At 45.6% G+C, this 18954-nt stretch carries 13 protein-coding genes; 9 read left to right on the top strand and 4 right to left on the bottom strand.

The genetic code is table 11. The features are described from left to right. Positions 1–71: 71 nt before the first annotated feature. Positions 72–1814 carry a DEAD/DEAH box helicase gene (locus CWO27_RS07810; RefSeq protein ID WP_048658388.1) on the bottom strand — a complete coding sequence of 581 codons (1743 nt, stop codon included), beginning with the start codon at positions 1812–1814 and terminating at the stop codon, positions 72–74. Between the two features lie 97 nt (positions 1815–1911). On the opposite strand from CWO27_RS07810, the gene rsuA reads away from it, so the two are divergent. The 3 genes from rsuA to CWO27_RS07825 all read left to right on the top strand — a co-directional run bounded on the left by rsuA (position 1912) and on the right by CWO27_RS07825 (position 4660). Further along, positions 1912–2607, top strand: coding sequence for a 16S rRNA pseudouridine(516) synthase RsuA (gene rsuA, locus CWO27_RS07815; protein WP_017060380.1), 696 nt, complete (start codon positions 1912–1914; stop codon positions 2605–2607). A 176-nt stretch (positions 2608–2783) separates the two neighbouring features. Then, positions 2784–4001 (top strand): Bcr/CflA family multidrug efflux MFS transporter, encoded by a 1218-nt coding sequence (locus tag CWO27_RS07820; protein ID WP_048664779.1) that lies wholly within the window; start codon positions 2784–2786, stop codon positions 3999–4001. Continuing rightward, positions 4001–4660, top strand: a complete 660-nt coding sequence (locus CWO27_RS07825; protein WP_010441495.1) for a DUF2913 family protein — start codon at positions 4001–4003, stop codon at positions 4658–4660. Before CWO27_RS07820 ends, CWO27_RS07825 begins: the two co-directional genes overlap by 1 nt. 386 nt (positions 4661–5046) lie before the next feature. Here CWO27_RS07825 and CWO27_RS07830 read toward each other — a convergent pair whose 3' ends face one another. Further along, positions 5047–6507, bottom strand: coding sequence for a DUF2867 domain-containing protein (locus CWO27_RS07830; RefSeq protein WP_107898797.1), 1461 nt, complete (start codon positions 6505–6507; stop codon positions 5047–5049). 96 nt (positions 6508–6603) lie between these two features. Between CWO27_RS07830 and CWO27_RS07835 the strand changes: the two genes are divergently transcribed. The 5 genes from CWO27_RS07835 to nhaA all read left to right on the top strand — a co-directional run bounded on the left by CWO27_RS07835 (position 6604) and on the right by nhaA (position 13782). Continuing rightward, a complete protein-coding gene (locus CWO27_RS07835; protein ID WP_102432760.1) occupies positions 6604–7977 on the top strand; it encodes an MATE family efflux transporter in 1374 nt (457 codons plus the stop codon). A gap of 122 nt (positions 7978–8099) precedes the next feature. Continuing rightward, positions 8100–8771, top strand: coding sequence for an ABC transporter ATP-binding protein (locus CWO27_RS07840; RefSeq protein WP_017060385.1), 672 nt, complete (start codon positions 8100–8102; stop codon positions 8769–8771). Then, on the top strand, positions 8752–11205 hold the full coding sequence (locus tag CWO27_RS07845) for an ABC transporter permease (RefSeq protein ID WP_102432759.1): 2454 nt from the start codon (positions 8752–8754) through the stop codon (positions 11203–11205). Before CWO27_RS07840 ends, CWO27_RS07845 begins: the two co-directional genes overlap by 20 nt. Next, a complete protein-coding gene (locus CWO27_RS07850; RefSeq protein WP_107898798.1) occupies positions 11195–12343 on the top strand; it encodes a lipocalin-like domain-containing protein in 1149 nt (382 codons plus the stop codon). The genes CWO27_RS07845 and CWO27_RS07850 overlap by 11 nt, the downstream gene beginning before the upstream one ends. A gap of 275 nt (positions 12344–12618) precedes the next feature. Next, positions 12619–13782 carry a Na+/H+ antiporter NhaA gene (nhaA, locus tag CWO27_RS07855; protein WP_048664785.1) on the top strand — a complete coding sequence of 388 codons (1164 nt, stop codon included), beginning with the start codon at positions 12619–12621 and terminating at the stop codon, positions 13780–13782. Between the two features lie 191 nt (positions 13783–13973). Here nhaA and CWO27_RS07860 read toward each other — a convergent pair whose 3' ends face one another. Both CWO27_RS07860 and CWO27_RS07865 read right to left on the bottom strand, forming a co-directional pair. Further along, positions 13974–14585 (bottom strand): OmpA family protein, encoded by a 612-nt coding sequence (locus tag CWO27_RS07860; protein WP_048658395.1) that lies wholly within the window; start codon positions 14583–14585, stop codon positions 13974–13976. Further along, positions 14585–15892 (bottom strand): TolC family outer membrane protein, encoded by a 1308-nt coding sequence (locus CWO27_RS07865; protein WP_107898799.1) that lies wholly within the window; start codon positions 15890–15892, stop codon positions 14585–14587. The genes CWO27_RS07860 and CWO27_RS07865 overlap by 1 nt, the downstream gene beginning before the upstream one ends. Before the next feature lie 301 nt (positions 15893–16193). Here CWO27_RS07865 and CWO27_RS07870 point away from each other — a divergent pair. Beyond that, on the top strand, positions 16194–18954 hold a 2761-nt coding region (locus CWO27_RS07870; RefSeq protein ID WP_107898800.1), incomplete at its 3' end, for a VCBS domain-containing protein.

Below are 18954 nucleotides of genomic sequence, written 5' to 3' on the forward strand. Positions count from 1 at the left end.
TGGCGTAGGCTTTAATACATAACACTAACTGCCGAGTGTTAAGAACGTAAGACTTACCTTTATTCTTAACTTTAACGCTGCTGTAGTTCGTCTTCGAATATCTTGTCTCTCATTTTCCAAAAGCGTCCGACTTTACGTGCAATCACGAACTGAGGTGGGCGGAACCTATGTTGGTGAGCAACCACTTTCGATGGTGATGCTTCTTCAAAAGGGCGATGTCTGTCTGCTAGGTGAGGGCGAACAAACTGGTCTTTGAAGTTCTGCTTCTGTTTCTTGGTGGTTAATGACCAAAACTCATGCACTTGCGCTTGGTTTTCACCGCGATAGGTGACTTTAAGTTGTGATTTACCTTTGTCGTCCTTAAGTACGTTCAAGTCCATTTCTAAACACTCAAACACCAACGCATCTTTTAGGTTTAACGCTTCCTTAAGCTTTTTGTCTGGGTCAACTAAAGTTGCATCACACTCATGACAAATGCGTGCGGCAATGTCGTTGTCAGCGCCGCATTCACCACAGTATTTCGCTCGGAAACGATAGTTACAGTGTTCGCGTTCGCCCGTGTCTTCATCGGTAAAGTAGCCTTGGCATTTACGACCAAAGTGCTCAAGCAAGAAGCCATTGCTGTCTAGTTTGCCCCAAAAGTTATTATTGAAGCCGCACGCCGGGCAAGGGATGGTGATGATTTCACTGTCTGAATCGGGTTTTGGATCGCCGACCTCAGGTTGGTAAAGGTCGTAACTATTACCCGCATAGTCGAGCACCAGACACTCTTTCTTACCTGGGGATAGGCGTAAGCCACGGCCGACGATTTGTTGATACAAACTGATGGATTCGGTAGGGCGTAAAATTGCGATTAAATCGACATGTGGCGCATCAAAGCCTGTGGTTAATACCGATACATTGACCAAGAATTTGATTTTACGCTCTTTGAAATCATTGATGATTTGGTCACGTTCGAGTGTTGGCGTATCGCCAATCACAATCGATGCTTCACCTTCTGGTAATAAGCCGAGAATCTCTTGCGCGTGTCGAACGGTGGCGGCAAATACCATGATGCCTAGCTTGTCTTGGGCCAGTTCAATTATCTGGTCGACAATCTGCGGGGTCGCGCGTTTCGACTGCTCGATCACCATATCAAGCTCTGCTTCTTTGTAGCGACCAGTGCTTGCTGGCTTTAACTGTGAAAAGTCATAGCTCAATACGGGCGCATCTATCATGCGCGCTGGAGTTAAGAAACCTTCGTCGAGTAGGTAACGAATCGGCAGTTCGAAAATACAATCTCTGAAAAACCTGGGTTCTTCAGATCGTACTTGGCCTCGGGTGTGATACTGGTAAAGCCAACCCATACCAAGACGATAAGGGGTCGCGGTTAGGCCAAGCACCTTGATACCCGAATTATTCTCGCGCAAGTGAGTGATGACTTTTTGATAGCTACTGGTCTTTTCATCGGGAACACGGTGACATTCATCGATCACCAACAGTGAAAATTGGTTAGAGAATGAATCGAGATTTCGAACCACAGATTGAACGGATGCGAAGACCACTTGTTGGTCTGTCTCTTTACGGCCTAAACCCGCAGAGAAAATCGAGCCTTTTAACCCATAGCCTTCATACTTTTCATGGTTCTGTTCAACCAACTCTTTTACGTGAGCAAGTACCAACACTCGACCTTTCGCAAGCCTTGCCAACTCTGCAATTACAAGGCTTTTTCCTGCACCAGTCGGAAGCACGAGCACAGCCGGAGTTTGGTGTTTTCTGAAGTAATGAATCACTGATTTTACAGAATCAGCTTGGTACGGGCGGAGTGTATACATATCGCGTCTTGTAAGAAGGAAAACAAATAGTGTGAAATAGCTCAACTAATTGAGCAAAGATGACTATAATACCCGACTTAGATTAGTTGAGGTATTCATGCGTTTAGATAAATTTCTGTGCGATGCATTAGGCGTCACTCGAAGAGAAGCAACACACTTATTAAAATCCAAGGCAGTGACAGTTAATGATGTCATTCAAAAAAGCGGTTCACTCAAAGTAACTGAAGAGTGTGTCGTGGAATGGCAAGGCAATGAATTGAATGTTCATGGCCCACGTTACATCATGCTTTATAAGCCAGAAGGCTTTGTTTGCTCGCATGAAGATGGCGCAAATCGTATCGCGTTTGAACTACTCGATGAAATCAAAATGGACAAGCTGCACTTTGCTGGCCGTTTAGATATCGATACAACAGGTCTTGTGTTGATTACCGACGATGGGAAGTGGTCTCACCGTATCACTTCGCCAAAGCACAAGTGCGAGAAGACGTACCGTGTGTGGTTGGTTGAACCTGTTGAAGACGATTACGTTGAGAAATTCAAAGAGGGCATCCAGCTTAAGAGCGAAGATGGCCTAACACTTCCTGCACACCTAGAAGTTCGTGCAGAGCGTGAAGTGCTGCTAACGATTCACGAAGGCAAATACCACCAAGTTAAACGTATGTTTGCAGCACTTGGTAACAAAGTAGAAGCACTGCATCGTGAACGTATTGGCGAAATTGAGATGGACGAATCTTTGGAATTGGGTGAATACCGTTACCTAACACAAGAAGAAGTCGACTCGATCTGGAAGTAACCCTTTCTATCGAAGATGTAGCCGACCAAGGATAGCGTCGGCTGATTATTTTGACTGGTACTAGGACAGTTTCAGCCATTATTGCTGTACGCATGTTTGTGTATCACTGTGCGTATTCGTGTATCACTGTGTGGATGCTCGTGCTCACATAGAACCTAGTACTTAGTCGGAGAGTTATGCAAACATCTACCCAACAGACACCAAGCTCACAACCACAAACTCCTCAGTTAGGTTGGATGCTATTTTTGGTTCTGGGTGCGATTGGTGCACTGACACCACTCGCCATTGATATGTACCTGCCCGCTATGCCAACGATCGCCAAAGATCTTGGCGTGACAGCGGGTGAAGTGCAGATCACACTTACAGCGTATACCGCAGGTTTTGCACTCGGTCAGTTGTTACATGGTCCGTTAGCCGACAGTTATGGTCGCAAGCCTGTCCTATTGATTGGTGTATTCTTCTTTGCGATCGCGTCTGTTGTGAGTGCCACTACTCATGGTATTGAAGCACTAACACTAGTTCGTACCGCTCAAGGCTTCGCAGGTGCAGCGGCAGCGGTAATAATTCAAGCCGTTGTACGTGACATGTTTGACCGTGAAGATTTCGCAAGAACCATGTCGTTCGTTACCTTAGTAATGACGGTTGCACCGCTTATCGCGCCTATGATTGGTGGTTATTTAGCGTTGTGGTTCGGTTGGCGTTCAATTTTTTGGGTATTGGCGATTTTTGCAGTGATTGTGATTCTCGCGGTGATAGTCAAAATTCCTGAGACACTGCCTGTCGACAATCGTCAACCATTGCGCTTTAAAACCACGATTCGTAATTACGCTCGTTTATGTAGAAACCCGACCGCTATGGGGCTGATTTTCTCTGGTGCGTTCTCGTTCTCTGGGATGTTCGCATTCTTAACCGCAGGCTCTTTTGTCTACATTGATGTCTATGGCGTACGTCCTGACCTGTTTGGTTACCTATTTGGTCTGAACATTGTTGCGATGATTCTGATGACGACAATCAATGGTCGAATCGTTAAGAAGGTCGGTTCTCATACAATGTTGAGGGCAGCGCTGGTCATCCAATTACTGGCTGGCGTAGGTTTACTTGTCGGTTGGGCATTGGATCTCGGGCTTTGGGGAATTGTGCCGTTTGTGATGCTATTTATTGGGACCATTTCTACTATTGGCAGTAATTCTATGGGGCTGCTGTTGAGTGGTTATCCGAACATGGCAGGAACGGCTTCATCGCTTGCAGGAACATTAAGATTTGGTACTGGTTCTGTCGTTGGTGCGATCGTTGCGATGCTACCAAGTGACAGTGCAGGGTCTATGGCTATGGTAATGGCTGCGTGTGCAGTACTGTCAGCATTACTATATTGGACATTAGGAAAGAAGGCATAATGTCAAAATACTATATTGAAATTCAGAAGTTAGTGAACGATGCGTTAGGCGAGCTATATGCTCTACATAAGTCTGGCAAAGCCATTGACGCACCTATCGCGAACAATCTTTACCTTGTTCGCTGGGTAACAAAAGCGATTAAATCTCAAGCGTATGATCGCGTGATTGTGCCTGACTTAGTTCGTTGGCAGAAGCAGGGTCGCTCAAAAGGCAACAACTCTGATTTAACTTTTACCTTTAAACGTATTTCTGCGTTCTACGGACGTTTTTTCCCTGAAGGCGAAGAGCCTAAAGCGCTAAAAGACAGTGATGTTGAAGCGTTCATGGACAAAATGTACGAGATGGGTTGGAGCGTATCGAGTGAAGACGAGCTAACGACTGGCGGCAAGATTCAGTTCTTCACCGATGGTGAGCACTCTTTTGCCTTGTGTGGCAAACAGTGTGACGACTCTTTCGATGGTGAGTTAATGGTTAAGCCAATGAACTGGTTTGTTCGTGGCAACCACGCTGAGTTTATTCAAGCAGCGATGGAAGCAGGCTTCATGCTTCACAAAGTGACGGACTATAAGTCTGCAGTGAAGTATCACGGTGAATACATCGTTTACCCTGCTAACCAAGGCAACCAACTGGCTGAGATCCCGATTAGCGTTATTGGCTAGTAGCGGATTCGGGATACGAGATGAGAGATACGAAGAGCGGAATTATCCGCTCTTTTTTTTGCTTCTCATAGCGCGTGTCGCAAATTTTCTGTTAAGTCTTTTCGCATCTTGACACTCGAATCTCGTATCTGCTTTTAGTCTTTTGGCATCCCGCCACTCGAATCCCGAATCTGCTTTTAGTCTTTTGGCATCCCGCTACTCGAATCCCGTATCTGCTTTTAATCTTTTGGCATCCCGCCACTCGAATCCCGAATCTGCTTTTAGTCTTTTGGCATCCCGCCACTCGAATCCCGAATCTGCTTTTAGTCTTTTGGCATCTCGACACTCGAATCCCGTATCTGCTTTTAGTCTTTTGGCATCCCGCTACTCGAATCCCGTATCTGCTTTTAATCTTTTCGCATCTCGCCACTCGAATCTCGTATCTGCTCTTTAGCCTGCTTCCCAATCGCCTTCACCATGCCTTTAAAGATAAACAGGTGAGCAGGCATCATTGCGAACCAATAGAGTAGACCTAGAAAGCCTTTTGGGTGCCACCAAGCTGATATGTTCAATTCGCGAGACTCTCCATGGTCAGACACAGTAATCTCCAATCGTCCTAACCCGGGGCCTTTCATTCCGAAAAGCAGGGAGAGAAACTGATTTTCCTCACAGCGAATCACTTTCCATGAATCGATTTTGTCGCCCACTTTTAGCTTGGGGCCTTCAGGCATTTGTCGCACAGGTACGCCGCCGCCGAAAAGAAGGTCCAACCATTCGCGTGTGCGCCATAAAGCGTTAGCGAAGAAGTAACCTTGCTTCGGGCTTCCTATCTGTTGAGCTACTTGCCAAAGTGACTCTAGTGAGGCAGTAGACATGATGCTTGCGCCTGTTTTCTTCGGGTAATAACCGTATCCCGCTTGCCAGCGTTTGAAGGCAGTTTTATCGAAGCCCCACACATTACTCTTTACGAAGTTTCCTTCAGAATGAATAGCTTGCTCAACCATATTCTCGAACGAGATAAGCCTCTGAGGGTACTTTTCTCTGATAGTGGTCGAACTGGCAATAAAGTCATGCTTTAAGCCAGCAAGCAGTGCTCTGCCTATGTTGGACGGTACAGATGTCACTACGCCTAGCCAATATGAAGCAATCTTGGGTGTGAGCAGTGATGTAGCCCACAGCCGGAGTGGACGATCGGCCGTTTTGGCAATATGAGCAAATTGGTTTCGATAAGAGACAATATCCGGCCCACCAACTTCGAAGATTTGGCTTTCTATAGGCGTGTCTTGTGCTAGCTTCAGCAGATAGTGGTTCAGGTTCTGCAATGCGATAGGGTTTGCTTTAGAATCGACCCACTTTGGCGCAATCATAATCGGCAAGTTGTACACAAAGTCTCGCATGATCTCGAATGCCGCAGAGCCTGGGCCTATGATCACGCCTGCTTGAAGTTCGGTTATCGGTACCGGCCCTTTACGAAGTAGTTCACCGGTTTTCTTTCTCGCTTGAAGGTGCTCTGAGTCACCAGTTTGAGGCTGCAACGAGCTTAGATAGATAACGTGCTGGTTTTTAGGGCCAAGTGCAGAGACAAAGTTGCGAGCTAGGTTTAACTCGTAATCAATAAAGTCGTGGCCTTCTGCCATTCCATGGACAAGGAAGAAGATAAGATCAAAATCGGGGACTAAGGCTTGTGTCGCAGCTTGATCGGCCAAATCAAGATACTCAAGTGATAAGTTTTCGTGAGGCTCGGTCCGTGCCTTTAAATAGTCGATATGCCTTGCTGCTGCCGTGACTTGATAGCCTTGCTCAAGCAGGAGAGGGAGGAGTTGTGAGCCTACGTATCCAGAAGCGCCTAAAACCAGTACTTTCTTCATTACTACTCCATTTATATCTGTGGTTAAAAACCGAACATTGATATAATAGCGCGATATTTATCTTTATTCATCAATACGTTCCGTTTAGGTCTCTCTATGTTGCTCTCTTCAATTATTCATCACACACGCGGTGATTTTGTTCGCAGGTTGATTGCCATAGCTTTGCCAATCACCTTGCAGAGCATCATGTTCTCGAGTCGAGGCTTAGTGGATGTGTTGATGCTAGGTCAGCTTGGAGAAGCAGACATTGCGGCTGTGGGTGTGGCGAGTCGTGCGATGTTCGTGACGACCATTATGCTGGTGGGTGTCACCACCGGCGGCGCTCTTCTTACTGCTCAATATTGGGGAGCGGGCAACAGACAAGGCGTGAGAGAAAGCACTGCACTAACCTGGCTGGTTTCGACGTTGTTTGCGCTGTTGACCATCGTGTTCTTTGTCTCTTTCCCGGCACAAATCATGGGCGTGACGACTGACTCTCAAGAAGTCATCAGCTTGGGCGTTGAATACATCGTTATCACCTCATTTAGCATGTTAGCCGTATCGTGTGTCAGCAGTATGGCCGTTGGCCTAAGAGCGATACACAAACCTGGATTGAGTACCTTCTTCAGTGGTATTGGTATCCTGTCTAACGTGTTCTTAAACTGGGTGCTGATTTTCGGTAACTTAGGGTTTCCGGCTCTTGGCATCAAAGGTGCGGCGATTGCGACCGTACTGAGTGGCGCAATTGAAGTGGCGACCTTGTTTGGTTACCTCTATTTCTCTAAACATTTATTAGCCTTCAAACTTTGTGATATCAAAGCTGCGGCAACGGTGGAGAAAGTCGTTCGCTTCTTGAAATTGTCTCTGCCGACAACGTTTAATTTCTTGGCTTGGGCGGGGGGCTTATTCGCTTATCACGCCATTATGGGGCAATCAGGCGTTCAAGGTTTAGCTGCGCTTTCGGTGATGACGCCAGTTGAGTCTATCTCGTTGAGTTTGTTGATTGGCATGTCGAATGCTGCCGCGGTTTTGGTGGGCAACCAACTCGGTGCGAAGAACAATGAAGCGGTTTACTACCAAGCGCTAGGCTTAACGATTTTGTGCTTCTTTACCAGTATTGTGGTGGCGATTTTCCTCTACTTTATACAAACGCCAATATTGAATGCCTTTAGCGCACTGACCGAAGAGACCCGAGCGCTTTCAGAGAAGTTTATTTTGATTCTGAGTGTGGGTATTGTCATCCGCTCTATTCCAATGACAGTGATCGTTGGTGTACTCAGAGCGGGTGGTGACGTGAAGTTTTGTCTATACCAAGATCTGATTGCTCAGTGGGTGATAGGTATTCCTTTGGCAGCCATCGCCGCTATTTACTTTAAGCTTCCACCTGAGTGGGTTTACCTACTGTTCCTTACTGAAGAAGTGATTAAGTGGGGCGGGTCGCTCTATCGCATGAAAACAAGAAAATGGATTAAAAACTTGATAGGAAGTTGAAGTAGGACGCACCAATCACATCACTTTATCGTTGGTGTGTGATCTATCTTTCAAAATACTTCCTCCTAACAGGGAATTAGTGTAGATTCTCCTTCCAAATTCTAACTAATGTGAGCTGTTTAATGTTAAAGCTGTCAGACCTATGTAAAGGCTACGTCGATGGGGGGGAGTTTCACCCTGTTTTGCAAGGTGCTGAATTAACATTAAACCAAGGTGACCAGCTAGCATTAATGGGAGAAAGTGGTTCAGGTAAAAGTACTTTACTGAACCTTATTGCGGGGTTAGACCTAGCTGATTCAGGTGAAATTGCTTTCCCTCACTTCAATATGCACGACTCTACCGAGCGTGACCGCACCGCTTATCGCAGAAACAACATCGGCCATATCTTTCAGCAGTTCAACTTACTGCCGACATTGAACATCGCCGACAACATTCGTTTTTGCCGCCAATTAAAAGGCCTACCTGAAGACAAGGGGCTCTGGAGACAGATTCTTTCTGCTTTAGATCTTATGCCTTTGCTTGGTCGTTACCCTGAAGAGGCGTCTGGTGGACAGCAACAACGTGCAGCGATTGCTCGTGCGCTGTATATGGAACCAAAAATCTTATTGGCCGATGAACCGACAGGTAGCTTAGATGAGCGCAACGCTGAAGCGGTAATGCGTTTGCTGACCTCTTTGGCTCGCCAATTAGAATGTACATTACTGTTGGTAACACACAGTGAGAAAGTAGCGCTGCATATGGATGGCAGGATCCGCCTACAAGGAGGGCAACTGCATGTTATGGCCCGTAGTTAAGGCACTACTCGGTCATTATCGACGTTACCCACTTCAGATTATCTTGGTATGGCTTGGTTTAACCCTAGGCGTATCACTTTTGGTTGGTGTTACTGCCATTAACCAACACGCCAAGCAAAGCTATGCACATGGCGAAAAACTCTTTTCGAATCCTCTTCCTTACCGTATTCGACCAAAACACAACGCCAATAAAATTCCGCAAGGCTTTTATATCCATCTTCGACGTGAAGGCTTTCAGCAGTGTTCTCCTTTTGATCACCACCGTATCACTGATGAAAATGGTTCAAATTTCATGCTGATTGGCATAGATCCAGTCTCTATGCTTCAACTGCAGCCGGGCGTTGCGTTAAAAGATCTCAATACGTTAAATCTAATGAAACCGCCATATCCGATCCTTGTGAGCGACGATCTCGCCGAACACATGGAGTGGAAAAACGGTGACTATATCCACCTTATGGATGGCTCTGAGCTTGGTCCATTAATGGTTGATCAAAACAACATCATTGATGGTACAAGGCTGATTGCTGATATCTCGCTACTGAGAATGCTGAAACGCAGCGCAGGCCTCTCGGTGATTGCATGCTCAGACATGTCGCCTGAGAAGTTTGAGCGTCTTAAAAACATGCTACCCAATGGTTTGACAATCTCTCGCAGCTCTAAAGCGGAATTAGAGTCACTGACTAGCGCTTTTCACTTAAATCTAAAAGCGATGGGCATGCTGTCGTTTGTGGTTGGTTTATTCATTTTCTATCAAGCGATGTCGCTGTCGTTTATTCAGCGTCAACCGCTAGTCGGTATCTTAAGACAAACAGGTGTGTCGGGCTGGCAATTGGCTAAAGCGCTTTGCTTAGAGCTACTGCTATTGGTAGGACTGAGCTGGATCTGCGGTAATGTTTTTGGTGTCATGTTAGCCAACCAATTGTTACCTGCGGTATCTTCAAGCTTAGGTGATTTATACGATGCCAACGTTGGTTTAACTATCGATTGGAACTGGCGCTGGAGCGGCTACAGCTTATTGATGGCGTTACTTGGAGCGTTCTTAGCGTGTGCTTGGCCATTGGTTCGTTTGCTTAGATCACAACCGATTCGTTTGACCTCTCGATTGTCTTTGATGCGCTTTGCGGGTACTGAGTTTACTTGGCAAGCATTGATTGGCTGTGGCTTCTTGGTTGCAGCTGTCGCTGTGTATCAAGCCCCTCAGACTCAAGAAACGGGTTTTGCGATTATCGCATTGATGCTAATTAGTGTGGCGCTATTTACCCCGTTTTTGATGTGGAAGTTATTTAACAGCCTCTCTTATTCATTGCGCTGGGTTCGTGCTCGCTGGTTCTTTGCTGATGCAGCTTCAAGTATGAGCTACCGTGGCGTGGCGACGATGGCCTTTATGTTGGCCTTAACAGCCAATATTGGTGTAGAAACCATGGTGGGTAGCTTTAGAGATACTACTGATAAATGGTTAACACAGCGCCTGGCTGCCGATCTTTATATCTACCCAACCAACAATGCAGCTGCTCGTATGAGTAACTGGCTGTCAGATCAACCTGAAGTAGATTCGGTTTGGTGGCGTTGGGAGAAAGATGTTGCTTCTCCAGTCGGCAGTATTCAGGTTGTCAGTACGGGTCCTTCTGAAGGCGAACTAGAAGCGCTGACAATCAAATTAGGTATTCCGAATTACTGGTACCACTTACACCACTCTAAAGGTGTGTTGATCAGCGAATCGATGTCTCTCAAGTTGGGGATTCGCCCTGGCGACTACATTGACCTCTATGATAGCCTCGGCTCTGGTTGGCAGGTTGTTGGAGTTTATTACGATTATGGTAACCCTTACCATCAAGTCATGATGTCACATCGAAACTGGCTGTATGGGTTTGCAGGGCGGGGTAATGTAGGCCTTGGCGTAATACTCAAAGATGATGTTAATTCGGTAGGCCTTCGCAGCCGATTAGAAAGCGTATTCAGGCTTGGCTCTGAGCGTGTATTCGATAACAACAATATTCACAGTCAAGCGATGCGTGTGTTCGATAGAACGTTCGCGATTGCAGATACATTAGGCAACATCACCTTGGTTATTGCAGTCTTCGGTATCTTCTTTGCTACCGTAGCGGGTGAAGTGTCTCGACAAAGACATATATCCTTGCAGCGCTGTTTGGGTGTCTCGGCGAAAGAGTTGATTCTGACAGGTAGCTTGCAGCTGTTTGTATTTGGGCTTATTTCCTCCTTGATTGCGATTCCGCTTGGCTTGGCGCTAGCGAGCTTAATTGTTGATATCGTGATAAAGCAGTCTTTTGGGTGGTCACTCGAGTTACAAGTGATTCCTTGGGATTATTTGCAGACATTTGCGTGGGCCATGGCAGCATTGATGCTCGCTGGTGCTTTACCAGTGATGAGAATGGTTCGGAACACTCCGATGAAGTCACTGAGGGATGCGCTTTAGTATGTTTTTACGGAATAGCTCAACTAAGTTAAGACATCGAATCCTGTCTTCTCTTCTATTAATCAGTTTCTTCAGCATCTTTTTAAGTGTTTGGGGCTATTACTCCTATTTCATCGATCCCGGTGAAAAGGGTGAGAATGAAGTTAACTCGGTATTGGTTAGTGAACATTTCAATGTGTTTGAGCCAGTGTTACCAGACCGCAATGTTTCGCTACCACAAGATTTTAAGTTCCACCCAGAGTTTCAACATGAGTGGTGGCATTACTTTGCGTCTTTGAAAGGCGATGATGGCAAAGACTATTCGGTTCAGTGGAGTTTTTTCCGTATTGCAACGGACGAACGTGAAACTCCTGGGTGGCAAAGCCCTCAAGTCTATATCTCAAATGTAGTGGTCTCTTCTAAGTCCAAAGTATGGAAAGAACAGCGCATGGCTCGTGGCGGCATTGGCCAAGCAGGGATGACTAACCGTCCATTCAGACTTTGGATTGATAACTGGAACTGGCGTGCACTCGGCAACACACCATTTCCAGGCCGTCTTCAAGTGCAAACTGACACTTTTGGACTTGAGCTCGACACTATTGCAAAAGGGCCATATGTGCTCAACGGCGATAATGGCTATCAGAAAAAACACGACTTATTACCTGTCGCGTCTTATAACTTCAGCGCTCCATTTTTATCTTTGAGTGGTGTGTTGAACTTAGACGGCGTTACCAAGGAGGTGGAGGGAACTGCGTGGGTACATAAAGAGTGGGGTAGTGGCTTACTTGGAGTGGGTCAACAAGGTTGGGATTGGTTTGTGTTTAATCTCGATGACGGCACTGCGTTGAGTATTAACCGTTATCGTCATAACCAACAGTTGCCTTACGTATTTGGTACATTAGCAACGCGCTCTGGCAAAGTTTACCAATTGACGGAATCCGATATTTCAATTCAACCATTGCACAATACAACGTTGAAGAATAGAAGACGGATGCCTCTGCAGTGGATCATTAATGTCCCTAAGCATGATATCAACCTCACGACGCGTATTATACGCAGGGATATGTGGCTTCCTTTTGTCATACCATATTGGGAAGGGCCGATTAAGGCGAGCGGGAGTCATGAAGCGACAGGCTTTATGCAATTAACCGGCTACTAAAAAACACCTAAGGCTATCATTTGATAGCCTTTTTTTATGTCTGAGACTTTTATCCAACCCCAATGAATTGTGCATACAGGTTCGATGATCTCATCTATACTTAATTCATGGCGCAGAACAACATTATGGAATATACGACGTATTGTTTAGTATTTGTAGGAAAAACCGAAGTTAAACATCCGAAGAAGTGATTATCTATCAATTAGACTTGGATATAAACTCGTGGTTATTCTTTGTTATTCGTTTATTTAAATAATAAATATAAGGGCGAAATCATGACCGACGTCATCCGTGACTTCTTTAAAATGGAATCTGCTGGCGGCATCATCCTAGTAATCGCTGCGGCGATCGCAATGTTTGTAGCAAACTCACCACTGAACGAAATGTACCAAGGTGTACTTCACAGTTACGTTCTTGGTATGTCTGTGTCTCACTGGATTAACGATGGCTTAATGGCTGTCTTCTTCCTTCTAATCGGCTTAGAAGTTAAGCGCGAACTTTTGGAAGGCGCATTAAAGTCTAAAGAGACAGCAATCTTCCCAGCTATCGCAGCTGTGGGTGGTATGTTAGCTCCTGCACTTATTTACGTGCTATTTAACTCAAGTAACCCTGAAGCGCTTCAAGGTTGGGCTATCCCGGCTGCAACAGATATCGCATTCGCACTGGGTATCATGGCTCTTCTTGGTAACCGTGTACCGGTAAGCCTGAAGGTATTCTTACTAGCATTGGCAATTATCGATGACCTAGGTGTTGTTGTTATCATTGCACTGTTCTACTCAGGTGATCTATCAACGCTTGCACTGACGGTTGGCTTCATCGCGACTGGTGTGTTGTTCATGCTAAATAACAAGCATGTAACTAAGCTGAGTGTGTACTTAATTGTTGGTGCGATCTTGTGGTTCGCTGTATTGAAATCTGGTGTTCACGCAACATTAGCTGGTGTAGTAATTGGTTTTGCTATCCCACTAAAAGGCAATAAGGGAGAACATTCTCCGCTGAAACACCTAGAGCATGCTTTGCACCCATACGTAGCTTTTGCAATTTTGCCAATCTTCGCATTTGCAAACGCAGGTATCTCACTGGAAGGCATCTCAATTTCAAACCTTACAGGCATGCTACCGCTTGGTATTGCTATGGGTCTATTGGTTGGTAAGCCACTGGGTATCTTCCTATTCAGCTGGGGTGCTGTGAAAACGGGCGTAGCTAAGCTTCCTGAAGGTGTGAACTTCATGAACATCTTCGCAGTGTCTGTGCTGTGTGGTATTGGCTTTACGATGTCTATCTTCATCTCTTCATTGGCATTTGGTCCAACGAACGCAGATTTTGATACGCTAGCTCGATTAGGCATCCTGATGGGATCTACGACAGCAGCTATCTTAGGTTACTTCCTGCTAAGTATTTCTCTGCCGAAAACTAAGCACCAAGAAGTAAAACTTTAACCGGTAATTGGTTCGGTTAACTATCGAGCCGATTCCTGAGTAGCAAGAAGAGCCACTGAGTCATTCCCGAGATTCAGTGGTTACAAAAAACAAAAAGCCGTGATAGGCAACCCTATCACGGCTTTATTGATCTTGTCGCTAAGCAGTCTTTGTAAGATAACCCACGTTACACCTTCAGTGACAATGTCACGCTATTTTTCTAGCGTGGTAAAAATGGTCCATTCTTCTACGATCTGCTCACTTAACCCTACTACTGTCGCTGTTACCTTACGGTTCAGTGCGTGTGAAGTAGGGTCATCACCATCGTTTTCTAATCGTTCTTCACCATAGCCGACAATTCTCACACGCTCTGGTTCGATACCATTCGACAGTAACTCGTCTTGAACATTGTTTGCTCGTTTTTTTGAAAGGTCTAAGTTGTACTCGTTGGAACCCACTTTACTCGCATAGCCTTGTATTTCAATCGATGCACTTTTGTAGGTTGCAAGAAACTCTGCCATCGTGCTGATCTGGTCTGAGAAGATTGGATTCACTTCAAATGAGTCATGAGCAAAGAGTATTTTTAGCTGTCTGACTTCTTCCGCACGAATCGTTTCTCCACAACCATCATTGTCGACTTGTGACGTTTCAGGCGTACCAGGGCAGATATCACGAGCGTTTACCACACCATCTTTATCATCGTCTTGCAGGTCTGCAATCTGCTCAGCTTCAGGTGTCTCGATATAGGCCTCTTCCTGCTGGTTCGAACAGGCAAGTAAAGTCATCGTTAACACGGGAAGTAATAAGTAAGGTATTTTCATCATTAATACTCCACTGGCGTAGTCCACTCTTCTGGAATGTCGACCAGTAGAGCATTCAATAAAGAACCTGTCGCGTTCATCACACGGTACTTAGCGTACTGCTCTGAATAGTGGGCATCTAGGTAATCTTTACGGGCTTCAAATAGTTCGTTCTCAGTGTTGAGTAAGTCAAGCAGAGTACGCTTGCCTATTCGGTATTGTTTTTCATATGCGATAACAGTTTCCGAAGCTGAATCAACATGGTCGGATAGAAAGTTCTTTTGTTGTAACGTTAGATCCAATGCACTCCATGAGAGGCGAAGACCTTCTTCCACTTGTCGATAAGCGCGATCTCTCAGGTCTTTGGCTTTGTTCAATTGGTATGCCGCAGCTTCTGAATTAGCACTGTCTGTTCCGCCGTTGTACAAGTTATATCGCATGCGTAGCATCGCGAGGGTCTCTTGACTTGAGCCTTCATCGCCACCTGCATCATCACGCCACGACTGAGAAGCCTCGATGGAGAAGGTAGGGTAGTTCACGCCCTTTGATTGTTTGTATTGGAAGTGGGCTGAATCGACATCTGCGTTTGCGACTTTGATTACAGGGTGCTGGTCTAATGCATCAACAATGGCGTCGGTTAATGACAAAGGAATTCTAGAAATATCGGCTCTTGGGTAAATTAAGCCTAGGGGTTCTTGACCAACTACTCGTCTGAACTGGGTGTGGGTATCGATCAAATTATTCTGTGCGGCCAACAAGTTACCATGAGCTTTTGCAATCCTAGCTTCTACCTGAGATACATCCGCTGTTGAACCTATGCCTGAATTCGCTCGTTTCTTTATATCTTTATAGATTTTCTTGTGTATTGAAAGGTTACTTTCTGACAGTGCCAGCACTTCAGTTGCTTTTACTGCGTCTAGATAAATTTGTGTTACCTCAAGCGCTTTGTCTTCGGCATCCGCGATCAATTGCAAACGAACCGACTCGGCTTCTGCGGCAGTTCGATCAATGTCGTACAGTGTCGCGGAACCATCCCACAGCAGTTGAGTGAGGGAAATCGTCGCTTCCTTTCTTGTTAGATCGGTATCGGGGCCGTTATTTGGTGCAGGGTTTATACCTTCGTACCCAATACCAGCATCAAGATCGATGCTGGGCTTGTATGCGCCTCCTGAGGCATCATTACGTTTTTTCACGCTCACATATTCATTAAAGATGCTTTTTATCTCTGGATTCGTTGCCAAAGTAATAGCTACAGACTGTTCCAGAGTTTGAGCGGTTAGCTGTGTTGCAGTAACTAAGCAGCACATGATGGATAATTTAAACAATTTCAAAGTAGCTCTCCTTCTACTTTCAATGTCTCATCCGTTTCCCAACCTACGTTTACCGCTGAATTGAGAGAAGGGTATTAAACGAAGCTTAGGACATTTGCAAAAAAATGCGAAGTTTGTTGGTTTTTTTTTGAATGTAAGTCGCTATTGCTATTGACTAATTTTCAAAGTTCTTTATATGAACTACTTTAATGAGTTGATTATCAATAGTGCCGCTACTAAATTTATTGTAGGAAATAGCCACAGCGCAGAGTGGGATTGAATCCGCGTTTGGTGTGTTCTGGGTAGAAGTGGGAATATGGATATGGGAAACATCAACCTAAATATACTAGGCCTTGCTAGCGGGAGTGTAGTGCTCGACGCTCAAGGTCAAGTTAGACGTTTGTCTCCGGGCGAACAACCAGCCGCTAGCGACGTAATTATCAGTTTTGATACTAGTGAAGAGAGTGTGCCAAGTGTTTCTGCACGTTTTGTAGATAACCAGGGCCAACAAAATGTGCTAGACACTGATGATGCGATCGCTCAAGTTCAGCGTGCTATTGAAGAAGGATTTGATCCAACAGAACTAGGAGATGAGTTTGATACTGCTGCTGGTGAAGAAGGCTCGAGTTTGACCAACAGCGGTAGGATTGAACGTACTGGAGCTGAAACTCAAGCCGCCACGAATTTTGAAACTGAAGGGTTTGAGTCTCAAGGATTGTCAGAAACTCAAAGTAATGCTCTTTTTGATATCATCGCTTTTGCGCTTATTTCAGGTGACACTAACGCTATTGAGTTTGAGCAGGATGAACCAATTGAGACAGGCGGCGCCTTAATCAGCGATGATCCGGACGTTACCTTTATTGGCAAAGAGGTTGTTGGAGATAATGATCTCGGTACCTTTGTTGTAAACGAAGATGGTACTTGGACTTTCGTGGCCAACAGTCCTTATGATGAGCTTGCCGATGGCGAACAAATTCAAGACACGACAACAGTACAAACCTCCGATGGAGGCGAACAAGTCATCACTGTAACGATAATCGGTACTGATGATGCGGCTGTAGCCACTGATGACTCAGGCAGTGTGACCGAGGACATCGATGTAGATGACATCACCAATCAATTGGTGACGTCTGGTCAGATCGTGATTACAGATGTAGACAGCGACACTCCCACCTTTTCAGCTGATGGTGAGTTTAACCTCGTAGGTTCAACAAACGACTCACAGCTAGGCATATTGAGCATCGACCCCGACGGTGCGTGGACTTACGTAGTTAACAACGATGATGTTCAGTACTTGGATGACGATGAGTTCGTAACCGAGGTTTATACCGTGACAGCAAGTGACGGTACCACGAGCGAAGTGACCATTACTATTAACGGTGCAGATGATCCATCTGATATAACCGTTGGCGAAGGTGATTCAGACACAGGTGAAGTGACTGAGGATGTGGATGTTGACCTAGAGAGCAACAACTTAATAACTTCCGGGACACTGACCATCACCGATGTCGACGATAACGATGTCGCTGCTTTTCAACCAAACGGTGTGTTTAATCCTGAAGGCTCAACCAATGATACCGCGTTAGGTATGTTGACCATAACCGATGATGGCGAATGGACGTACGTCGTAGATAACGATGATGTGCAATACCTTGACGACAATGAGTTCGTTACCGAGGTTTACACGGTTACTGCAATAGACGGAACCACGAGCGAAGTGACCATTACTATTAACGGTGCCGATGATCCGTCCGAGATTACCGTAGGAGAAGGTGACTCTGATATGGGTGAGGTAACGGAAGATGTCGACGTTGATCCTGAGAGTAACGACTTGATGGCGACGGGAACATTGACGATCACTGATGTTGATGCCAATGATGTTGCGGCTTTTGAACCCAACGGAATGTTTAATCCGGAAGGTTCGACCAATGAGACCGCATTGGGTATGTTGACCATAACCGATGATGGAGCATGGACGTATGTCGTAGACAACGATGATGTGCAATATCTTGATGACGATGAGTTCGTTACCGAGGTTTATACGGTTACTGCGATAGACGGAACCACAAGTGAAGTGACCATCACCATCAACGGTGCCGATGATCCGTCTGAGATAACCGTTGGTGAAGGTGATTCTGACATGGGTGAGGTGACGGAAGATGTCGATGTTGATCCTGAGAGTAATGACTTGATGGCGACGGGAACACTGACAATAACCGATGTAGATGCTAACGATGTCGCTGCTTTTCAACCCAATGGTACGTTTAATCCAGAAGGCTCAACCAATGAGACCGCATTGGGTATGTTGACCATAACCGATGATGGAGCATGGACGTATGTCGTAGACAACGATGATGTGCAATATCTTGATGACGATGAGCTCGTTACCGAGGTTTACACGGTTACTGCGATAGACGGAACCACCAGTGAAGTGACCATCACCATTAACGGTGCCGATGATCCGTCTGAGATCACCGTTGGTGAAGGTGACTCTGATATGGGTGAGGTGACGGAAGATGTCGATGTTGATCCTGATACCAACGAACTTTCAGCGTCAGGTACTTTAACGATTACTGATGTCGACACGAGTGACATGCCAGCCTTTAAACCTAATGGTGTGTTTACCCCGATTGGGTCTACTTATGCTCTTGCTCTGGGTATGTTAACGATTACTCCGGAGGGGGCATGGAGTTATGTCGTTGATAACGATGCGGTTCAATACTTGAACGATGATGACGTAGTTATAGAGCGATATGTCGTAACCGCTATCGATGGTGTTGAACATGTTATCGAGATAACAATCAATGGTGTCAATGATGCACCTGAAGCGACGAGCTTTACGGTCGTCAATGATGAGGACGCAGTCATACCAATCCTTTTCGATTCTGAAGATGGTGGTATGCCTGATTACATCTCAGATATAGAAGATGACCATGATGACATTCCACTTAATATTAGGATAGAAAGCTTGCCAACCAACGGCAGCCTTTTGTATACCGACGAAAATGGCGTCACGAGAGAAATCGTTCAGTCTGATGTTGATAACGGTGTGTTGTTTGTTCCGAACAATATCAGTTTTGTTG

Source organism: Vibrio sp. 10N.286.51.C3 (genome assembly GCF_003050065.1).
Taxonomy (GTDB): domain Bacteria; phylum Pseudomonadota; class Gammaproteobacteria; order Enterobacterales; family Vibrionaceae; genus Vibrio; species Vibrio crassostreae.